This window comes from Methanoregula sp. (assembly GCF_050010295.1).
Lineage (GTDB): Archaea > Halobacteriota > Methanomicrobia > Methanomicrobiales > Methanospirillaceae > Methanoregula.
On record NZ_JBEKLH010000001.1, the window covers coordinates 24,378 to 44,003 of the forward strand.

At 57.5% G+C, this 19,626-nt stretch carries 20 protein-coding genes; 8 read left to right on the top strand and 12 right to left on the bottom strand.

The genetic code is table 11. The annotated features are described in order from the left end of the window. Positions 1–4: 4 nt before the first annotated feature. The 3 genes from ABSB80_RS00180 to ABSB80_RS00190 form a co-directional block, all read right to left on the bottom strand. Positions 5–946, bottom strand: coding sequence for a CBS domain-containing protein (locus tag ABSB80_RS00180; RefSeq protein WP_428366933.1), 942 nt, complete (start codon positions 944–946; stop codon positions 5–7). A gap of 102 nt (positions 947–1,048) precedes the next feature. Beyond that, positions 1,049–1,798: a CBS domain-containing protein gene (locus ABSB80_RS00185; protein ID WP_428366935.1), complete on the bottom strand. Its 750-nt coding sequence runs from the start codon at positions 1,796–1,798 to the stop codon at positions 1,049–1,051. Then, positions 1,795–2,361, bottom strand: coding sequence for a CBS domain-containing protein (locus ABSB80_RS00190; protein ID WP_428366938.1), 567 nt, complete (start codon positions 2,359–2,361; stop codon positions 1,795–1,797). The genes ABSB80_RS00185 and ABSB80_RS00190 overlap by 4 nt, the downstream gene beginning before the upstream one ends. Before the next feature lie 248 nt (positions 2,362–2,609). Between ABSB80_RS00190 and ABSB80_RS00195 the strand changes: the two genes are divergently transcribed. Then, complete coding sequence (locus ABSB80_RS00195; protein WP_428366940.1) at positions 2,610–3,263, top strand: Era-like GTP-binding protein; 654 nt, start codon at positions 2,610–2,612, stop codon at positions 3,261–3,263. A gap of 5 nt (positions 3,264–3,268) precedes the next feature. Then, positions 3,269–3,673 (top strand): Zn-ribbon domain-containing protein, encoded by a 405-nt coding sequence (locus ABSB80_RS00200; protein ID WP_428366942.1) that lies wholly within the window; start codon positions 3,269–3,271, stop codon positions 3,671–3,673. 459 nt (positions 3,674–4,132) lie between these two features. Here the strand turns inward: ABSB80_RS00200 and ABSB80_RS00205 are convergent, their stop codons facing one another. From ABSB80_RS00205 to ABSB80_RS00215, 3 genes are read right to left on the bottom strand one after another with little or no spacing between them, the layout of a single operon-like run. After that, the gene (locus ABSB80_RS00205; protein ID WP_428366944.1) at positions 4,133–4,969 is read right to left on the bottom strand and encodes a hypothetical protein; all 837 of its coding nucleotides are present in this window, start codon (positions 4,967–4,969) and stop codon (positions 4,133–4,135) included. After that, positions 4,966–5,811 (bottom strand): polymer-forming cytoskeletal protein, encoded by an 846-nt coding sequence (locus ABSB80_RS00210; RefSeq protein WP_428366946.1) that lies wholly within the window; start codon positions 5,809–5,811, stop codon positions 4,966–4,968. The genes ABSB80_RS00205 and ABSB80_RS00210 overlap by 4 nt, the downstream gene beginning before the upstream one ends. A gap of 19 nt (positions 5,812–5,830) precedes the next feature. Then, on the bottom strand, positions 5,831–7,066 hold the full coding sequence (locus tag ABSB80_RS00215) for a 2,3-bisphosphoglycerate-independent phosphoglycerate mutase (protein ID WP_428366948.1): 1,236 nt from the start codon (positions 7,064–7,066) through the stop codon (positions 5,831–5,833). A 292-nt stretch (positions 7,067–7,358) separates the two neighbouring features. Between ABSB80_RS00215 and ABSB80_RS00220 the strand changes: the two genes are divergently transcribed. From ABSB80_RS00220 to ABSB80_RS00235, 4 genes are all read left to right on the top strand, one after another. Further along, entirely contained in the window at positions 7,359–7,946 is a 588-nt protein-coding gene (locus tag ABSB80_RS00220) for an acetate uptake transporter (RefSeq protein ID WP_428366950.1), read from the top strand. A gap of 6 nt (positions 7,947–7,952) precedes the next feature. Continuing rightward, entirely contained in the window at positions 7,953–9,431 is a 1,479-nt protein-coding gene (locus ABSB80_RS00225) for a methyl-accepting chemotaxis protein (RefSeq protein WP_428366952.1), read from the top strand. A gap of 14 nt (positions 9,432–9,445) precedes the next feature. After that, entirely contained in the window at positions 9,446–10,000 is a 555-nt protein-coding gene (locus ABSB80_RS00230) for a chemotaxis protein CheW (RefSeq protein WP_428366954.1), read from the top strand. Positions 10,001–10,170: 170 nt separating this feature from the next. Further along, complete coding sequence (locus ABSB80_RS00235) at positions 10,171–10,764, top strand: hypothetical protein (protein WP_428366956.1); 594 nt, start codon at positions 10,171–10,173, stop codon at positions 10,762–10,764. 191 nt (positions 10,765–10,955) lie between these two features. Here the strand turns inward: ABSB80_RS00235 and ABSB80_RS00240 are convergent, their stop codons facing one another. From ABSB80_RS00240 to ABSB80_RS00265, 6 genes are all read right to left on the bottom strand, one after another. Continuing rightward, positions 10,956–11,639 carry a hypothetical protein gene (locus tag ABSB80_RS00240; protein ID WP_428366958.1) on the bottom strand — a complete coding sequence of 228 codons (684 nt, stop codon included), beginning with the start codon at positions 11,637–11,639 and terminating at the stop codon, positions 10,956–10,958. 43 nt (positions 11,640–11,682) lie between these two features. After that, a complete protein-coding gene (locus tag ABSB80_RS00245; RefSeq protein ID WP_428366960.1) occupies positions 11,683–12,429 on the bottom strand; it encodes a DUF4013 domain-containing protein in 747 nt (248 codons plus the stop codon). A 317-nt stretch (positions 12,430–12,746) separates the two neighbouring features. After that, positions 12,747–13,352: a 30S ribosomal protein S3ae gene (locus ABSB80_RS00250; RefSeq protein ID WP_428366962.1), complete on the bottom strand. Its 606-nt coding sequence runs from the start codon at positions 13,350–13,352 to the stop codon at positions 12,747–12,749. A 4-nt stretch (positions 13,353–13,356) separates the two neighbouring features. Next, complete coding sequence (locus ABSB80_RS00255) at positions 13,357–13,596, bottom strand: KEOPS complex subunit Pcc1 (RefSeq protein WP_428366964.1); 240 nt, start codon at positions 13,594–13,596, stop codon at positions 13,357–13,359. Next, positions 13,593–14,822, bottom strand: a complete 1,230-nt coding sequence (locus ABSB80_RS00260) for a DHHA1 domain-containing protein (RefSeq protein ID WP_428366966.1) — start codon at positions 14,820–14,822, stop codon at positions 13,593–13,595. Before ABSB80_RS00260 ends, ABSB80_RS00255 begins: the two co-directional genes overlap by 4 nt. 25 nt (positions 14,823–14,847) lie before the next feature. Next, positions 14,848–15,306 carry a 30S ribosomal protein S15 gene (locus ABSB80_RS00265; protein ID WP_428366968.1) on the bottom strand — a complete coding sequence of 153 codons (459 nt, stop codon included), beginning with the start codon at positions 15,304–15,306 and terminating at the stop codon, positions 14,848–14,850. A gap of 483 nt (positions 15,307–15,789) precedes the next feature. On the opposite strand from ABSB80_RS00265, the gene ABSB80_RS00270 reads away from it, so the two are divergent. Next, positions 15,790–18,615: a PAS domain S-box protein gene (locus ABSB80_RS00270; RefSeq protein WP_428366970.1), complete on the top strand. Its 2,826-nt coding sequence runs from the start codon at positions 15,790–15,792 to the stop codon at positions 18,613–18,615. A 122-nt stretch (positions 18,616–18,737) separates the two neighbouring features. Then, positions 18,738–19,481 (top strand): hypothetical protein, encoded by a 744-nt coding sequence (locus tag ABSB80_RS00275; protein ID WP_428366972.1) that lies wholly within the window; start codon positions 18,738–18,740, stop codon positions 19,479–19,481. Positions 19,482–19,626 lie beyond the last annotated feature (145 nt).

The window sequence follows — 19,626 nt, forward strand, 5'->3', positions numbered from 1 at the left end:
GCAGTCACCCCTTCGCGAATGCCCGGACGAGGTCGAACTCGGTCACGAGCCCGATCAGCCGGGAGTCCTCGATGACCGGCAACGCCCCGATGTTCCGCTCCAGCATCTCGCGGGCCGCCTCGTTGATGTTCTTCTCCGGGTTCGTGGTGTAGAGCCCGCCTGCTACCAGCGTGCGGACGGGCAGCCCGGTCACCTCCGCGACATTCCCGGTCGTGAGCCGGGAGAAGACCTCCCTGCTCCCGAGATAGCGCATGATATCCGTGGCAGTGACGATCCCGTAGAGGACATCGTCGCTCACCACCGGCAGCCGCCGGAACCGGTACCGGGTCATGTCCTGGGTGACCGTCGAGATCGGGCGGTCTGGGGAGGTGACCCGGAGCGACGAGCTCATCACGTCCTCGACCCGGAGGGAACTTCTCTCAGAACCGAGCACCCGGAGCACGTCGCGTTCAGTGACAATCCCTGCAAGCACCCCGTCTTTGTCGACAATCGGGAGCCCCCCGATCTTTTTTCCGACGATCACGTCGACTGCGTCCCGGATGCAGGCATCATGGGGCAGGGTCGTAACCTGCTGGGTCATGATGGTCCGCACGTTCTCGTTCACCGCAGCGATCAGGTTCCCGTTGTGCCGTACCTGTACGAGCTGGTACTTGTCGCCCCCGCCCATGAAGTTGATCACGTCTCCCGAAGTGATGATCCCCCGGAGTCTCTTCGTGCCGGGATCCGTGACAGGGAGACGCCGGAAACCGCACTTCGTCATCTGTTCCACCGCCGCCATGATGGTCTGGGTCGGCGGGACGGAACTGACCTCACGTGTGGCGATCGCCATGATCTCTCCTTCCTGTTCAGCAATATGGGACTTGAACTCCACCGGGCCCCGGTCGAGTTTTCCCTGCATCTTCAGGAGCCTGTCTCCCTGCTTGATGCCACGATCATTCTGCTGCATTATCACCCTCCGAAGGGTTGGTGACCCTTTCCCCGATAGATCCCATGCGGAACCGTTCAGCGGTTGCCGGGGGTCCTTCTCTCTTCTCCGCTGGTCTTTCGTTCACGCGAGCGCTGCCAGGACGTCATGGCGGTTCACGACCCCGACAAGATCTCCCTCTTCCAGGACGGGCAGCAGGCTGACGTCGTACTTCACGAGCAGTTCTGCTGCAGTCGCGATATCCTCGCCGGGCCCGATCGTGACCACGTCCGTGGTCATTGCGTCTTCGATGGTCGTATGGGCATGGTGGGCGATCGCCGACCGCACCCGGCGGCTGCTGATCAGGTCGCGCCTCGAGATGATCCCGACCAGCTGCTTCTTCCTGACAACCGGGAAGACATAAAAGCCGCTCTCCACGATCATCGGGTAGATCTTCTGGAGCTCTTCTGCCGGGCTGACGGTGACCACCTTCCCGGACATCCGGGAGCCGACCGTGCCGTGGAGTTCATTGCGCGAGATGATGACCGGGAACAGGTCGGCGAGGAGGATCCCCCCCACGAGGTGCGGCTTCGGGCTGACGACCGCTGCACTGTCGGTACGGAACTCCTTCATTGTCTTTGCCACCTGCTCGATCGAGTCCGTGGGGCTGGCGGAGGGCGCTTCCCTCACGAACCCCTCGACGGTCACGTTCGATTTTGTCGCGGTCACCCGCAGGCTGTCCCTGATGTCGATGTAGCCGAGCAGGTTCTTCTTCCCATCGACAACATAGACCTCGCGGAAACGGTCATCTCTCAAGATCTGCCGTGCCCTGGTTATCAGGTCGTTGTATTTCAGCACAGGGATCTCAAGGATGAAATCCTGTGCTGTCTTCATGTGATGTTTTCCTCCTCACGGCAGCGGGGGCAGAGCATGACGTTGTCCACCCGCTTGAGATCATCAGACATCTGGCTGCAGCGGTTGCACATGCCCTGCTCGACGATCTCTTCCCGGTTGATCTCGATGAGATCGGTCAGGAGTTCGTTGAGTTCGTTGGAGACGGTAAGGAGGTCCCGAACGGTCACGATGCCGATCACGTTCTTGTGCTCGTCCACGACCGGGAGTCTCCTTACCTTATGCTTCACCATCATCCGGGCAGCATCCACCACCGTCTTCTCCGCACTCACCGTAATGAGTGGCGTGCTCATGATTTCGTTCACATGTACAGAGCTCGGTTTGAAGTCCCTGGCCACGACTTTGCAGGCGAGGTCTTCCTCGGTAACGATGCCGATTGGGGTGTTGTTCCTGAGGATGATGACGCTCCCGACCTCCTCGTTGCACATGGCTTTTGCCGCTTTTGCAGCCGTCGCCTCGATGCTGATCATGATCGGGTTCTTCTTCATGACCTCCCTGATCTGGACACGGGTCTCAAACCGGATAGCATTGGATGTCTTTTTCATGAGTCACCTCCTTGAAGTGCTTGCTGATGATTACAATTAGCATACTCCCTCCCCTTGTATAAAAACAATGTGGCAGAGGCAGATCCCCGATGCTGCACAGTAATACTGGTGCACCCGGGAGGTACGTTACCGGCGGGTGCGGCATGTCCGGGATAAGAAACATAATAAACAGCGTATTCTATACATTACTAACGAATGATGGTAAATCCGTTGTACCTGAGTACAATACTTTGCCAACGAGGTGGAAAGTGAAGATATTTTATCAGACCTTTGGTACGGCAAAAAAGAAATTTTCAAACTTCCTCAACAGATTTTTCAAGAAGAAGAAGACCCGGATCGGTATTTACGGTCCGCCCAATGCAGGAAAGACGACGCTGGCGAACCGCATCGCCCGGGACTGGACCGGGGATGCCGTCGGCCCGGTGAGCGAGATCCCCCACGAGACCCGGAGGGCACGCAAGAAGGAGGACATCATCATCTCCGGTGCGAACGGCAACACGATCACCATCGATATCGTGGACACCCCGGGGGTCACCACCAGGATCGATTACCACGAGTTCCTCGAGTTCGGTATGGAGAAGGAGGAGTCGATCATCCGGGCCCGGGAAGCGACCGAGGGCGTTGCCGAGGCGATGCACTGGCTGCGCGAGGACATCGACGGCGTGGTCTACATGCTGGACTCGACCCTCGATCCCTTCCTGCAGGTCAACATCATGATGATCGGGATCATCGAGGCCCGCAACCTGCCGGTCATCATCGTGGCAAACAAGATCGACCTTCCCGACGCGGCCCCGGGTCGGATCCGTAGCGCGTTCCCCCAGCACCCGGTGGTCGCGATCTCGGGCCTTGAGGGGCGGAACGTGGAAAACCTGTACGAGACCATGCTCGAATACTTCGGGTGAGCGGTATGCCGCACAAGTGTACGAAATGCGGGCGGGAATACAAAGACGGGTCGACCGAGATCCTGAAAGGGTGCGCAAGCTGCGGCGGCAAGAAGTTCCTCTACATCAAGGAGGCAGAGATCAACAGGGACGTGCTCGAGGAGAAGTCTATCGACGAGATCGCGGAGGAGACACACGAGGAGGTCCTCGAAGTCGTCGAGCCGAAGGCAAAGAAGGAGGTCGAGATGTACGACCGGGTGGAGACCATCAGGATCGTCTCCCCCGGCTCCTACGAGATCAACCTCGAGAAGATGGCGCAGACCGATGAGCGGATCGTGAGCGTGGGAAAAGAGGGGAGTTATATCATCGATCTGATGTCGATGGCAAAGGACGAGCCGAAGGCAAAGAAGAAGAAGCACCGGAAGAAGTGAGCTAATTTCAATTTTTTGGTCCGTAGAAATCCTGTCAGTGTCTATTTTTTTTGTAAATACTTGAAGAGGGATGAGGGTGATTCCCTCTCTCAAGTCGAAGAACCCTCCGGGTTCCTCGACTTGCTGGTGGCACAAGAGGGGGCGGGGTGAAAGAGTCTTCGCAAACCCGACGGGTATCCTCTTCGCATCAGCGAGGACTGATCCGGGAAGGTCAGACCTCCGGGAGCTGAGTGGTTCGTCAGTAAGTCGAAGGCCGGATGATGCCGTCCTTCGAAGTTCGGCTTATTGCCTCACTTCTCTTCATCGAGGTTTACAAGAAACCTCTCTGATTCTCCTCGTCGAGATTTTGACAAACCTCTCCAACCACGAAGCGGAGAAGCCATCAGGCTTCGACTCGTTTTCGCGTGTGAAATCGTTACGGTTGGGTGCCTGTTTGTCTCACACGATCATCAGGTTTTGTTACTTCCGCGTCGACCGGCACACCCACAGATCGTAAATCGGGTCGGCCGTGTTCTCTTTCACTTCGACTTCCTGCCCGAGTTCCTCTCCCCAGTCGCGGATGAGCAGCGCCTCCTGCCCGGTCCCGACCGTGATGAGGGTCTCCCGGGTCAGGAGGAAGAGCTCGCTGATGATCTGCCTCCACATCTCCTGGGTAAAGGTGTTGATCTCGCCCATCATGATCCCAATCCCTTTGGGTACCGGTTCAAGATACTGCGTGGCGATGGTCGCGTCCAGCCACATCGTCTCCCCCGGGAGGAGCCGCCCTTCTGCCAGTCCCCGGCTGAGGAGAGTCTCGTCATTGTCATAGGACAACGGGGAGTAGCCGAGCTCGCGCAGGACCAGCGACCCGACGCCGGAGCCGCAGCAGCAGTCGATGCAGGTCTCCCCTTTCGCGTCCCCCCAGTACCCGGAGATGAGGTTGTTCAGGATCCCCCGCCGGACCGGGTTGAGGTCTTCAACAGAGGGGGGGACGGCGGCCCGCAGTGCCTCGCTGAAATACTCCCGCACCGCGGCTGCCCATACGGTCCGGTCTTCCTGGAATATCTCCCCGTTCATATACTCGAACCGTTCGATGAGGGCAAGCGACGGGTTCCTGCAGAGAAACGAACCGGCGGTCCACCCGTCCGGCCCGCGGAATGCCAGCGCGAGCGGCTCTTCGTTCTCGTCCACGAGGAGTCGCCCCTCATCACCCACCACTTCCGCGAGCACCATGTTGAAGGTGCAGTCAGTCAGCGCGGCAAACGCAGGCTCGACAAAACCGACCGCCTCCACCCCGAGAATTTCTGAGGCTTTCATACACCACGCTCGATCCGCAGCCCGTGCGGGGCTTCTATGGTCCCGTCCACCCGTGCGTCCTCGTGGAGCACGATGGACTTGGCTTTCACATCGCCGAGGATGTGGGCGCCCTTCCGGACATAGACGGTACTCCCGCTCTCCACGTTCCCGTGGACGGTGACGCCGTCGACAACCGCGATCCGGTTCCTGGCTCGCAGGCTCCCGAAGATGACCGTGTTCTGCTGGACGTCGATGGACCCGGCCCGGATGTTGCCGTGGAGCCGGCAGCCCTTCCCGATCTTCATGGTGGAGGGGACGGAAAAGACCTTCAGATCCAGCTTCGAGCGGGCGGGGATCATCAGCGGGACCTCCAGTTTCTCCTCCTCCTCCGAGAAGAGGTCGTCGAGGATCCGGTCGAGCTCTTTCTCGTTCTCGATCCTGAGGAGCGTCATTAAGTAGATGAGGATGAACATGAAGACCGGCATCGGGTTCCGGACCTCGATGTCTCCCCTTGCCTCGAACCCGTCCCGGATCGTGACCTTCTCGCCGATGTCGAGCGCACCCGAGACGGACAGCTTCCCGTTGATCGTCACGCCTTCCCCTATATAGGCGTCCTGTTTTGCGATCACGTCCCCGCCGATCTCGCACCAGTTCCCGATCCGGGCGTCGCCGCTTGCCCAGACGTACTCGCGGATCTTTGAGGACTCGCCAACGAAGACGTCCGCTCCCCGCAGCCCGTAATCGATCTGGCAGAACTCGCCGACCACGATGTTCCTTAAGGTCCTGATGCTGTGCTCCTGCAGCTCGGTCCCGTCGGGGAGGAGGCAGTGCTTGTGCCAGTTCTTTACGGTTCTCTCTCTCATTCGTACCCCGGAAGTGCCCTTACGCCCCGAACTTGTGCGCCCTGTTGATGAGGTCGAGGGCAATCGGCATCAGGGCAGGGCCGGTGATGCGGGAGAGGCCGCCCTTCGCGCAGGAATACTCGTCGAACCTGACCACGTCGTCCATGCGGACGCCGTCCCCCCGGATGATGACCGGCACGGGGTCGGCGGAATGGTCCTTGATGGTACACGGCGTGGAATGGTCGCCGCAGATGATGATGATGCAGTCGCGGCAGGCCAGCAGGGGTTCGAGCACGGCATCGATCTTCTCGATAAAATTCCGTTTCTGTTCCGCGAGCCCGTCGTGCCCTGACTCGTCGGCTCCCTTGATGTTGACCAGCACGAAGTCCTTTGTCTCCAGTTCATTTTCCGCTGCCGCTATCTTCCCGGCGATATTGCTGTCCTGCGAACCGGTGATGCCGGGCACCGGGACATGCTCAAGGCCGACTACCCTGCCGATGCCGGTGATGAGGCTTGCGGCGGCGATGACGCTGCCGGAGAGACCGTACTTCTGTCCGAACGGCTCGAAGATCCCCATCTCGCCGGCCCCCCGCATCAGGACGATGTTTGCCGGGCTCAGCCCTTTTTTCACCCGGTCCCTGTTGACAGGGTGGCTGAAGAGGATCCTTGTCGACTGCTTCACGAACTCGTTGCAGACCGCCGCGGTCTTCTCGTGGTTCGCTCCTTTTTTGACCGCAGTGATCGTGAACGGCTTTACCCCCTCCTTCTTGGGGTCGTTGGAGGAGACGCAGTGCCCGAGACCTTCGCCTTTGAGGGCGAGCGCTGCACGGTGGCCGGCCCCGGAGCGGAACGTGAACTCCACGCCGGACTCCGAGAGATCGACCCCGTCCTGGATCGCTTTACTCAACGCAGCAGTGTCGTGGATCCGCCCGGCCCTGCGGTCGAGGACGATACCCTCTTTGGATACCGTGGCATAGTTGCAGCGGAACCCGATCATGCCCGGCTCCATATGGATCCCCGAACCTTCGCATTCGAGCGGTCCCCTGCCGGTGTAATATTTGTAGGGGTCATAGCCGAGGAGGGCGAGGTGGGCCGTGTCGGACCCCGGGCGGATACCGGGCGCGATGGTATCCATGATCCCGCAGATTCCTTCGGCCGCGAGTTTGTCGAGGACGGGTGTCCGTGCCGCCGCGAGCGGGGTGGTGCCCCCGAGCTCGGGACAGGGGCGGTCCGATATCCCGTCGAGGACGATGAACAGGATCTTGTGTGCCGTCATGCGTAGGGAATGGTTGGGTGCATGGGGTAATTAGGTTTCTTGATGATTGCCGTTCCCGCAGGGAAGGGCAGTCAGGAGAAGAACCCACAGGGTTCTTCGACTTGACGGCGGTTGCCGCGAGGCAAAGGCTGGTTAGAGAGGAGTTCGCTGCTGATATCACATCCCGACATAAATTAATTTCAGGATTTTATAATTGCTTTTTTTGGGAAAAGATTTATAAACCATCTCGGATAATTTCAGATTGCCTGACATCAATGGCTGGTATTGATGAAAGGGAAAGGATAGTGCAATTATGGTGGATGTGAGTAATTTTACGGCGGTCAAAGTAGCTGATCAGACCGCAAACCCGGCACCGCTGGGCCTTCTGGCATTCGGTATGACCACGGTTCTTCTGAACCTGCACAATGCCGGGCTCTTTGCGATGGGATCAGCGATCTTTGCGATGGGGATATTCTTCGGCGGGATTGCGCAGATCATCGCAGGTATCATGGAATGGAAGAAGAACAACACGTTCGGCACGACCGCATTCGTCTCGTACGGTTTTTTCTGGATCTCGCTCGTGGGCCTGATCCTCATGCCGGTGCTCGGCTGGAGCGGCCCGCTCGAGATGCAAGCGCTCGTCTCGTTCCTTACCATATGGGGCCTGTTCTCATTCGTGATGTTCATCATCACCTTCAGGCTCTCAAAAGCGCTCCAGGTGGTCTTCGGGCTCCTGACGTTATTGTTCCTCCTCCTGATCGTGGGGAACGTGACCGGCAACGTTGCGGTCCTCCAGATCGCCGGTGTCGTGGGCATTCTCTGCGGGCTCTCCGCGATGTATACAGGCCTCGGGCAGCTGATGAATGAAGTGTACAAAGAGCCGGTCATCAGACTCGGGTGATCCGGAATGACGGATTTGACGGCATATGAATATTTTTTCAAAAAAGATCCGGTAGCGCATATCATTACCGACCACGAAGGTAAAATCCTTGAAGCCAATGAGGGGTTCTGTACCATCGTCGGTACACCCATGGATCGTGTCCTGACAATCAAGATGTCTGACTTCAGGACACAGGGGATTCTCAAGTACCTTGAGGATAAAGGAGGCTCGTTTGCGGATTGCCTGGCGAAGAAACAGGTCACCGTCGGAGAATCGACCTGGCAGGCACCCAACGGCGTCCATACGGTGATGCGCACGAATATCCCTCTTCAGGATGAGAAAGGGAATCTCAAGTACGTCTATGTATCCTATGTCGAGATCACAAAAGTCGTGAAAACCCGGAAATTCATGGAGCATGAAGTCGAGGAGCTTGCCAAGGCATATGCGGAGATTGCAAAAGGCGATCTGACGGTACGATACGAGATTACCAAGCCCGACGCCGATACAAAAGATGTATATGAACAGATCGTCAGGCTGCGGGATGCAGTGCGGGGCGTTATCATCAATCTCCAGATCAGCATCAAGGATGTCAACAGGCAGATGCAGGACCTGACGTCAACTGCTGGGAATGCAGCCCGCAGCATTGAAGACGGTTCCAAGGGTGTCCAGCAGATCGCTATAAATGCCGGAAAAGTGAGCGAGAACGCCGTGAAGGCATCACAGAATGTCGATCAGATCACCAAAGCCATGCAGGACATGAGTGCCGGAGTAGAAGAGATCACCTCCAGCATGGAATCCGTGTCTAACCTTACAAAAGAGACCAATGATCTCTCCAAGAAGGGCGCGGAGCTTGCCGGGAAGGCGGAAAAAAGCATGGGGGAGATCTCCGTCTCGTCGGCAAAGGTTTATGAAATTGTTGCCGATGTAGAAAAACAGATGGGGGAGATCTCAAAAATTGTCCTCCTTATCAGGGAGATTGCAAACCAGACCAACCTGCTCGCCCTCAATGCGGCCATCGAGGCTGCCCGCGCCGGTGATGCCGGGCGGGGATTTGCCGTTGTTGCAACCGAAGTGAAATCCCTTGCCGAGGAGTCGAGGAAATCGGCAGAACAGATCGAAGAGATGATTATCCGCCTCAAGAAGAGCACCGGGAATGCATCCAAGGCCATGGCCAATGAGAAACAGATCGTTGACCTTGGTGCAAAGATGGTGACCGAAACGCTGCAGTCGTTCAATAAAATTGCCACGGCGGTTGACAAGGTGGCAAACAGCGTCTCTGAAGTCGCCGCAGCCACTGAAGAGCAGGCGGCAACAACCGAAGAGATCACGGCAAGCGTCAACGAAGTGGCCAGCCTTGTCGAGCGGACGGCAAAAGAGGCCGGTGATGCCGCTGCAGCTACCGAAGAATCGTCTGCCGCCCTGGATGAGATCACCCGCATGGTGGAGGCCGTGAACAAAGTCGCTGTCGGGGCAATGGAAGCGAACAAGAAGTTCAAGGTGGAATGAGGGGGGTGCGTTACATGGCACCTGCAACGGTTGACAAGGCCCTCCAGCCCAAACCGGTGAAAGGAACAGGCACAGGGAAAACCAGCCGTGATACGATCCAGATAGTGGAATTCCTTCTGGGCAGCGAACGCTTTGCCATCGATCTCTTTGACGTCAGGGAAGTTGTGGAATATACCTCAATAACAAAACTCCCGAACGCGTCCCCGTATGTCAGGGGAATCATTGACCTCAGGGGCGAGATCACCACCATCATCGATCTCAAGCACCGGCTCAATATCACGGAAGCGGGCGGCGTGGCAGCAGAATCATCGCGCATCATCGTGCTGGACAATAAGAATACCGGCTCCAGGATCGGGATCCTTGTGGATGATGTCACCTCTGTTTCCACGGTTGAAGGAAACCAGGTGGATTACACATCTGCGTCAGTGAGCAGGGAAGATACCGCAATCATCGGCATCATCAAACGGAAAGTAAAGGAAAAAGAGAAGGAGACCCATGAACTGATCATCTGGATCGACATCAAGCAGCTCCTTCGGGATATTGATATCGGCACGAAGAAAGATGCCTGACCGGATCTCGCGGCTCGAAAATAAATTTCAGGGCATGGCTCCTGAAATGTCCTACAGCACGTTGTATGCATAATGGTTGCGACCATGCCAGGGGATCATGAAGGTCCCGATGCGGAAAAATAGTTATCGGGAAATAGTATATCATTATCATCGAAGCAGGTGTCGGACCTTTGAAGCATTCGCTTGCCATTTTTTTCCTGTGCTTTCTCCTCGTCATCCTGGCCGTGTACATGAACCCGGCATCGAAGGAACATTTCACAACACAAAATCAGACCCCGGTGCAGACACTATCTTCCCCTACTCTCACCTTCTCAACACCAGATACGACGCCCACCCTTCAGGTTCTCAGGCTCGTCTCCATCCCACAGGATATCCACGGCTGCCCGGCAACCCTCACGCACCCCCCGGAAGAATTCGCATGTCCCCGGGATTTGCCGCCAGCCCCGGAAACATACCCTGTTGCAGATCCCCTGCATCCCACGCAACAAGAGATGGATGCACTTCCCGTGAATTTCCCCGGGATCGACAGGACCCTGCTCGTTACAGCGGCCCTGAAAGATCCCTGCGTAATCGAATTTCTCCAGTCCGGAGGGAATATTGATGGAATAACCGATCAGCCGCGTCCCTCGAATGGAAAAGAGTCCGTGCGATGGCCTCCGGTAGTGCTGGCCTATCGCCGTATCAATTGTACTGAGATGATAGTGCTGTTTGACATCGATCCCTCCGCGGGAAATGTCAGCGGGATCAGGATAGAACTGAAATAGTGGTCCGGAGTAACAGCGGATTGAATCCGATCCGACAATTATTTTTTATTGTCACTTCCGGACCTGACAATTTTTTTAATATAAGACATTCTTGATCGTGATAAAATCGAAAAATTCATTCGTATGGAACAGGGTTTGAATCCTTTCCGGACCCGATTCGAAAGATAAGGAAGTTTACGTTGATCTCCATGTCATTCTCTTTTTCTGGAATTAAACGAGGCCGAAAGGAGAATCCCGGCAAAAATTGCAATGACCGGTACTATCACGGGGAGCGGGGCGACCTGGCGGATCGGAGAGGCACTGATCCCGATGCGTGTACCAACCGTACTGGCAAAGGGCGACGGCTGCACCTGAACGGTGATTGGAGTGGATGTCTGATCGGGAGTGGTTCTGCTTTCCGGTGAGACCATAAAAAAATGCTGTTCAGCTTCAGCAGATACAGAGGTCTCTAAGGATTCGACATACACCACATATTCATCAGGTATCGCATTCTCGAAGCTGGGTGTCGGATAATAAGTGGGCGGTTCGGTGTAAATCTCCCATCGGGATGGTATGATCGCGGCAGACCAGAAATTGACCCCCCTTTCTCCGGGTCGTATGGATACATCTGACGTGTAAAAAGATGATCCGAATCCACCGGGGTTAAAACCGGCCCATCCGATGTAAAGAAGGAGAGAATCGTTCAAAGCCACCAGATTCGTTGTCCCGTTGATAAAGAATGCATCGCCAACCATGTGGTTTCCGACGGGATCGATTGTTATAAACGGAGTCGTGACCGGGGTTACATTGCCCTTTTCAACCCCCGCTGCCGGGACAATTATCATCGCCGCAAGGAGTAGGGTATACGATGTCAGAACTAGTATTTTCGACTTCATCTCATGTACGTTCCGTTGCACATTTTTCACGGTATTGAAAAAATTATGGCACCTTCACCGGGTCGGCCGGGACTTCGGTACCGAGATCGTACACCCTGGTCATGAACCTCGCCTGGAAGGTCGAGAGGAGAGGCGCAATGATAAGGATCAGGAGAAGGAACAGGCCGAGCGCGATGAAAATATGCCCAACGAAAAAACCCACGAAAATGACGATCATCTCGACAATGAATAGGGGAAGGCCGATGATGAGCAGGAGAACGATGAGCGCGAGGATGTAGGTCAGCCACCCGATCTTCCCGATGTGCCCGATGATTGCCCTGAAATTGAACGCCTCGAAGAAATCCCGGGTCCGGGCAAACCGGATGGAGGCGATCGGGAGGAGGATCGCGATGATGATATCCACGATGACCATGATCAGTATCGAGAGGAATACGAGGCCGACCGTCTGCCCGGCCGCCCCCACGTCGAACGGTTGTACGGTGCCGACCGGCGCCGGCGCAAGGGCCGTGGCATGCCGGAAGAAGTAGGGAGCGAGGGCGATGATGATGACCGGGATCGCGTAGATCAGGCCGATGACCATCAGCTTCAGGCCGTCGATGAAGAGCGCGCCCCAGTCCTCCACCGCCGGGGCCGGAGTCGCCCCCCGGTAGATCCGGATGATGTAACCGGAGAGAGGTATTCCAAGGAGGATCGTTCCGAGGATCAGCCTGATCCACCGGTCCGTTCGTTCGTACACACCTTCTTTTGCATACGCAAATGCGTCGTGCACCATCATGTCGTAATCTGCCAACTGGTTCACCTGTCTGCTGTGGACGCTTTGGTTACCTATTCTGTCCGTATCGATATATCAGACTAAATTTATAAAAATATTTGTAATTGTGGTTCTGACGTGTTAGCGGATCTCCAGGGAATTTTAACGAGGTGAAATACGAGCCATCAACGGTATACGCATCAGAACCCCAACCTCCGGATACGGCCGGATCGAATCTCCGGCCGGCAGGCTCACAAAAATAGTGCCCGACAGAACGAATTTACACAACAGAAAGATTAAGAATTCTCAAATTATCTCATAAAAAACAGACAGATACCCGGGTGTTTAAAAAAAATTTACGCAGTCGAGATCGGTGCTGCCACCTGCTCGACCCTGGACTTGATGACCTCGACCCTGCGGGTGGGGTAGATGGTCTTGACCGCCTTGAAGAGATCGCGGGAGATCTCGCCCGAGACGATCCCGTTCAGGAGTGTGGTCAGGTCCCATGCGGCTGCCTGTGCGGCGATGCCCTGGAGGATCGCGTTCCGGATCGCGTGCTCCTGCGAGAGGTTGGCACGGGCGAACGTGTAGGTGCAGACCGTCAGCCTGACCTTCTTGCCATCCTTGGTGACGACCGGGACGATGGTGTCCACGCGGGAGCTCCGGCGCTTGACAAGCGAGCGGAGGTAGTCGCGGGTGACTTCGTGGCCCACGAACTCGGTGTATGCCGAGTCGCCGGTAACGGTTTGGATCTTAAAGCTCATCTTCATGTGCTGCTTGGCGTAGTCGTTCGTGATCTCGCCGAGCGTTGCGGTCATGATGCGGCCGACAACGCTCTCAGCATCGTTTGCGATGGTGTCACCGATGTACGCCTTCCCGAGGTTGTCGGGGACGTGCACCTTGAACCAGCTCTTGGCTTTCCAGCCTTCAACTCTTCTTCCTACCTGTTTCTTCTTTGCCATAGTATCACCTGGTTGGTTTCCTGTTGTTGCGGAGCGAAGATGCGTCCTGTGCTACTGCAAGGTTCATCAGATAATCGTCCACTGATGCGATGACCGACCGGAGCTGCGTCCCGGTGATCGTCGTGATGACCCGGTCTCCTTCTGCCGTTGTCGACATGCTGCGCAGGTTGTCGGGCGCCAACGCGGCGGCGACGCAGCCGGCATTGGTGTGCCGGGTGGTGATGGTACCGCTGACCTGCATCATGCTGCAAGCGCCTCCTGCCAGCCTTTCGTAAATATCCCGATCCGATCGCAGGGGACGGTTGCACCGGCCCGGCGGTTGTGCCCGCCGCCGTTGCCCCCGCAGGCCGCTGCCAGTTCCCGGACTTTCGGCCCGATGTCCGCGCCGGAGCCCGCGGGAGTGCGGGCCGAGATGCGGCACGCGCCGCCGCTCTTCGCGTAGACTAGTACCGGGCCTGCGGCGGGGATGTCGCGGGTAAGGATATCGGCGACATCGCTCGCGAGTGCCGGATCCTTCACTTCGTAGACCCCCGCAACTCCCCCGAGCGGGCGGGCATCCCTGACCGCCCCGATGACCTTCACCCGGTGCTGGCGGGCGATCTCCCATGCCCGGTCGAGATCGTGGGACGACCTCAGGCAGAGGGTTGCGCCGATATCCCCGTTCCCGCTCTTGCCGCAGGCATCGATGACCGCGCTGAGCGCGTGGGCGTCCTCGATCACCTCCCGCTGGAGGTGGAAGGTATCGCCGTAGACTGCCTGCAGGGCGGCAGGGGTTGCTTTCGGTGCTGCTTCGAGCACTACCCGCGAGAGCAGGGTATCGAGCCGGAGGGGGTTCTCGCCGGACGCCTTGTCCCGGGCCTGGTCGATGAGGTCAGCGATGACCTGCTCGGCGCCGCTGATGCCGTCGAGGTACGGGCTGATCGCCGTGTACCAGCGCTCGGTCATGTCCCGGCCCGGCAGTTTCAGCCCCCTGTCCGGTACGATGATCCCGTTCGCTATCCCCTCGTTGAAGATCTCGAGGTTCTTCCCCGCGATCTCCTGCCCGTCACCGATAATGCCGGGGATCACGAGCCCGGCGAGGTCGCGGTTGTCGCCCATCTCCTGGGCAACGAAGTACGCGGTGCCTGCCGCGGAAAGTACGCGGTCGCCGTCGATACCGGAGAGCCGCGGGTTCACGTGGAGTTCCCCTTCGAAGAGCGGGAGGTGGTGGTCGACCACCATGGTTGACGGCGGGAGGTTCTCCATGCCCGAGCCGATATCGCAGAGGAGGCATGCTGCATCCCCGGTAAGATCGGCAACGCTGACCTCCTGCCGCACCCGGAGCCGGAACCGTATCCCTGCACGGAGCATCGCGTGGCAGAGGATCGAGGCGGCTGCTATGCCGTCTGCATCGTGGTGTGCGAACACCTCGACGAACTCCTGCTTCCGGATCGTTCCGGCAACGGTTTCGGCTGCGGTCTCAAGCGACATGGGTATGGCGGACGATGGTGATGGATTACCTGGACAGCAGGATCTCTGCGTTCTCCGGCTTGTAGACCCAGCCGGCGGGGAGCTTTTTGCTTCCCGTGTAGTACTTCACGAGCCGCCTGACCTTGGACTCCACGAGCTGGAGCTGCCGCTTGTTGTGCAGGTCCTTCTTGTTCTCGGAGAGATGCTTGCGCAGGCCCAGCGCCTTCTGGATGAGGTCGCGGAGGTCCTCGGGGATCTCGGACGCTGCCTTGTTCTCTTTCAGGATGTCCCCGATACGCTTGCCAGTGGCAAGTTTCACATCGGGAACGCCGTAGCGGTCCCGCAGGACCAGACCGATCTTGCTGCTCGATGCGCCTTCCTTGCGGAGTTCCAGGATAATCTTGGTGATCGCCGCGGAATCGGTATTCGACCACGCGGGTGCCTGTTTCCGGTACGGGCGGACTGAGCTCGACTTGCCCCTTCTTCGGGCATGCATTCGTGCCATTGTAGAGCCTCCTAATCGACTAAACGTAAGTCCAGAAAAGTGCAGTACTGGTTACTGACTCTCTGTAATCCCAAAGCCATGCCTGAGGCAGTGCGGTGTCGCACGTCGGACTTACATCTGTCAGCACATGTCAAAAGTGCTGTCTTACTATTGGCGGGAAGAGATTATAAAGGGTATCGTAGGGCAGACGAGCTTACAGAGGCCGGCCCAACCGGGGTCAGGAACATATATCCGGCACTCTTTCCGGTGAACCGTTATATTCCCCCGGGCCACCCTCCCGGAATAGCTAGAAGACCCGGTACTGCCAACCGGGTACAGACATACCCCGGATATCGAAGTGGCGGGATGCGGGAACCGGTAAGTGCGGCGGGAGAGACCGGGCTGGCAATGCCACACCGGGTTTCCCCGTTCGATAATTATTTCCGTGATCCGATTAACTACCATCACATACGTGACCCGCGGGACGACCAGCACAGGAGCATAATGGTAGACAACCAGACCGATCCAGCCGGGCCGGCGATGTCCGGTACAACCGTCTTTTTTGCCGACCACCCGGTCTTACAAAAATGTGCCGTCATCGCCGGAGCCGGGACCGTCCTTATCGGAGTCCTGGGAATTATCGGGCTGTACCTCAATATCACCTTGTTGCGCAGCATTTATCCGGGATACCAGCCGATGGCGTTCAGCGCAGCCGTGCTCTCCATCCTGTTCGGGACCGTCCTGGTTTCCCACACCCTGCGGCCGTTCACGGGCTGGCTGCGGGTATTTATCCAACTGGTTGTCGCGTGTATCGCAGTCATCGAGGCACTGGAACTGCCGCTCAATGTACTGGGACACCATTTCATTGTCGAGACGGTGATGGTTCAGGCCGGTAACGCCATTGCGGGCCAGCTCACGACGCCCATCTCTCCCGGGGCCCTGTGCATCGTGATCGCGGTCTCGATCGGGTTCTTTCTCCTGCTTATCAAGCCCACCCCGTCAAAGGAGCGGCAGCGTGAACTGGATGCGATCTGCCTGGCCGGCCTGGCAGTCGTGCTCGCGAGTTTCACCTTCCTGTTGAGCTATGCCTATGGAGCCCCGTTCCTCTACGGGACACCGCTCATCCCCATCGCAGCCCCGACATCGCTCGCGCTGACCTGTATCGGGATCGGCCTCGCGGCTTCAGCGGGCCCGGCCGCGTTTCCCCTCCGGTACTTTATCGGCCCATCCACCAGCGCCCGCCTCCTCCGCACGTTTCTCCCGCTGACGCTCGCCATCGTCCTCTTCGAAAGTTTTCTTGACATTCTACTGCCGCTCCTCAGCACGACCCGTAACGCCCTCGTGGTCTCGGTCACCCTGGTCATATTTTCCATCATTACGGGTTACGTGGTCGTCAGGGTCTCCCGCGGACTTGGCAGAGCGCTGGAAGCCGAGGAACGGAAACGGGGGGAGGCCGAGGAGGAACTTGCCCGCAAGAACGATAACCTCGCTGCCACGAACGAGGAACTCACCGCCACGGAAGAGGAGCTCAGGGCAAACCTCGATGAGCTTGCCCGGAGGGAGCAGAAATTACGGGAGAGCGAGGAGAAGTACCGTTCTCTCTTCGAAAACCTGCTGGAAGGCTATGCCTACTGCCGCATGATCTACGACAAGTCCGGGCGCCCGGAAGATTTTGTCTACCTCGAGGTCAACCGTGCATTCGACGAGATCATCGGAACAAAGACTGTCACGGGGAAGCGGGTCTCTGAGGTATTTCCCGGGATAAAAGAAGAGTTCCCTGACCTGTTTGAGATTTATGGGAAGGTCGCGCTGAGCGGGAGGCCGGAGACCTTCGACCTGGATTTCAGGCCGTCAGGAAAATGGCTGCACATCTCCGTCTATTCCCCGGCACAAGAGCACTTTGTCGCAATTTTTGAAGATATCACCGTCCGCAGGAAGGCCGAGAAAGCCCTGACGCTCTACAAGATCTTCACCGAAAACGCCCGCGACATCATCCTCTTCATCCGCAAGCGTGACGGGCGGATCATCGAGGTAAACAAGGCCGCGGTCCTGACGTATGGGTATACGAGGGAAGAGCTGCTCGGCATGACCATCTTTGAGCTCCGGGTCTCTGAAAGGATCGAATACGTATCAGGCCAGATGGAGAGGGCTTCAGAGGATGGACTGGTCTTTACGACGCTGCACCGGAAAAAAGACGGGAGCGATCTCCCGGTCGAAGTCAGCTCTGTCTCGATGGTTGTCGAGGACGAGCTGGTCCTCGTTTCCATCATACGCGACATCTCAGAGCGCAGAAGAGCCGAGGATGCGCAGGCTCTCCTCGCGTCGATAGTCACCCATTCGGAGGATGCCATCTATAGCAAGACGCTGGAGGGGATTGTCACCAGCTGGAACGCGGGTGCGGAGAAGATGTACGGCTACATGCCGGAGGAGGCCATCGGAAGGCATGTCTCATTTCTCGCGCCCGCGGAATATGCTGATGACATAGAATCTAATCTGGTAAATATCAGGGCCGGTGAACCGGTCAAGAGCTATGAAACAATACGGGTGAGAAAGAATGGTGAACGGTTCACGGTCTCGCTGAGCGTATCCCCGATCAAAAATGCGAACAGCGACCTGATCGGTGCATCAACGATCGTCCGGGACATTACCGAGCGAAAACGGGCTGAAAATGCGCTGGCCATGGCCAACAAAAAACTGAATATCCTGAACAACATCACCCGCCACGATATCCTCAACCAGATCACCGCGATCCAGGGATTTCTCGAACTCTATCACGAGGAGTGCCGGGGAGAGGCGAAGGTCCAGGGATATTTTAACCGGCTGATGGAAATTGTAAAAGTTATCGATAACCAGATATCGTTTACCAGATTTTACCAGGAACTGGGGGTGCAGGCCCCGGACTGGCAGCGGGTGGATGAGGTTGCTAAAAGAGTTGCAGGGGCCGGCGGGTTTGGCGGCATCCGTGTCAGCACCGGGACCGGCCCGCTCGAGGTATTTGCAGACCCGTTGTTTGAAAAGGTGTTCTTCAACATGTATGACAACGCCGCCAGGCACGGGGAGCATGTAACCCAGGTGGGTATTTCATTTGAGTCCCGGAACGGCAACGGCATTCTCATTGTCGAGGACGACGGGGTTGGGGTCCCGGTGGCGGATAAGGAGCATATCTTCAGGCGCGGGTTCGGGAAGAACACGGGCCTCGGTCTCTTCCTCGTGCGGGAGATCCTTGCTATCACCGGCATGAGCATCCGGGAGACCGGGGAAGCCGGGAAAGGGGCACGGTTCGAGATCATCGTCCCGAAAGGAATGTTCCGGTTGGGTAGCGGGGCGTAGGGGTTGCAGGTCCCGGCAGGCGTTATGCATACCCGTTTTCACCGATCCGGTCTGAATTGTTGAATCCCGGTCGGATTGGTTCCCAATCCCCCCACTCTTTTTTACCCTCACAGGGAGAACGCATGGTACGCATGGACACGATCCCCCTTGAGATGCAGAGCGAAGAGTCGGCCATCCGGTTCCGGGACTGCTTCTCTGTCAGGTACATCCAGTCTGCCGCCCTGCTCTGCAGGCTCGGGTACCAGATCGAAAAGGTTCCCCGGGATCCTGAGCCGTCCCAGGAAGTCCTCCTCCGGCACGAGGTATTCATCCTCAATTCCGTCCTCTCCACCGTTGCCTTCCTCGAGTCCACCATCAACGAGCTCTTTGCCGATGCTGCCGACGATGCCTATTTCTTCGCTGATGAGAAAACTGAGGTTCTTCTCAGGACCATCCGGGAGAAGTGGAGGAACGGGAAGAACTTCGACCGTGCCCCGATGATCAGCAAGTACCAGAAGATCCTCGCGATTGCAGGCCAGCCCCCGTTCAGTGAGGACGAACCGGCGTTTTCGAACGTCAGGGAGCTGATCGGGATCCGCAACCACCTCATGCATTACAAGCGGGAGTGGGTCGTAGTCCGGAAGACCGGCAGTGCGGGCCCGGGAGAGGAGACCATGAGCGAAAAGTTCGCAAAACATCTGGGGAAGAAATTCGCCACGAATCCGTTCGCTGCACAGAACCTGCCCTTCTTCCCGGACCAGTGCCTCGGCCACGGGTGTGCCGAGTGGGCGATCGTCAACAGCATCATCTTCACGGACGAGTTCTTCCGGCGGCTCGGGCTTCCGGTGCCGTACGAGGGCGTGAAGGACGAGCTGGGGACGAGATGAGTATTTTCATGAAAGCATGCGTTCCGGAGAGGTAATACAGCCCATTGCTATGTGGGGAGCCAGCTGTGACCTGAGGATCAGGACTGACTCGGGGAACTGGTCATCAGAGCAGTTTCGAGTCGCCACAGTGGCGGTCTCTTCGAGA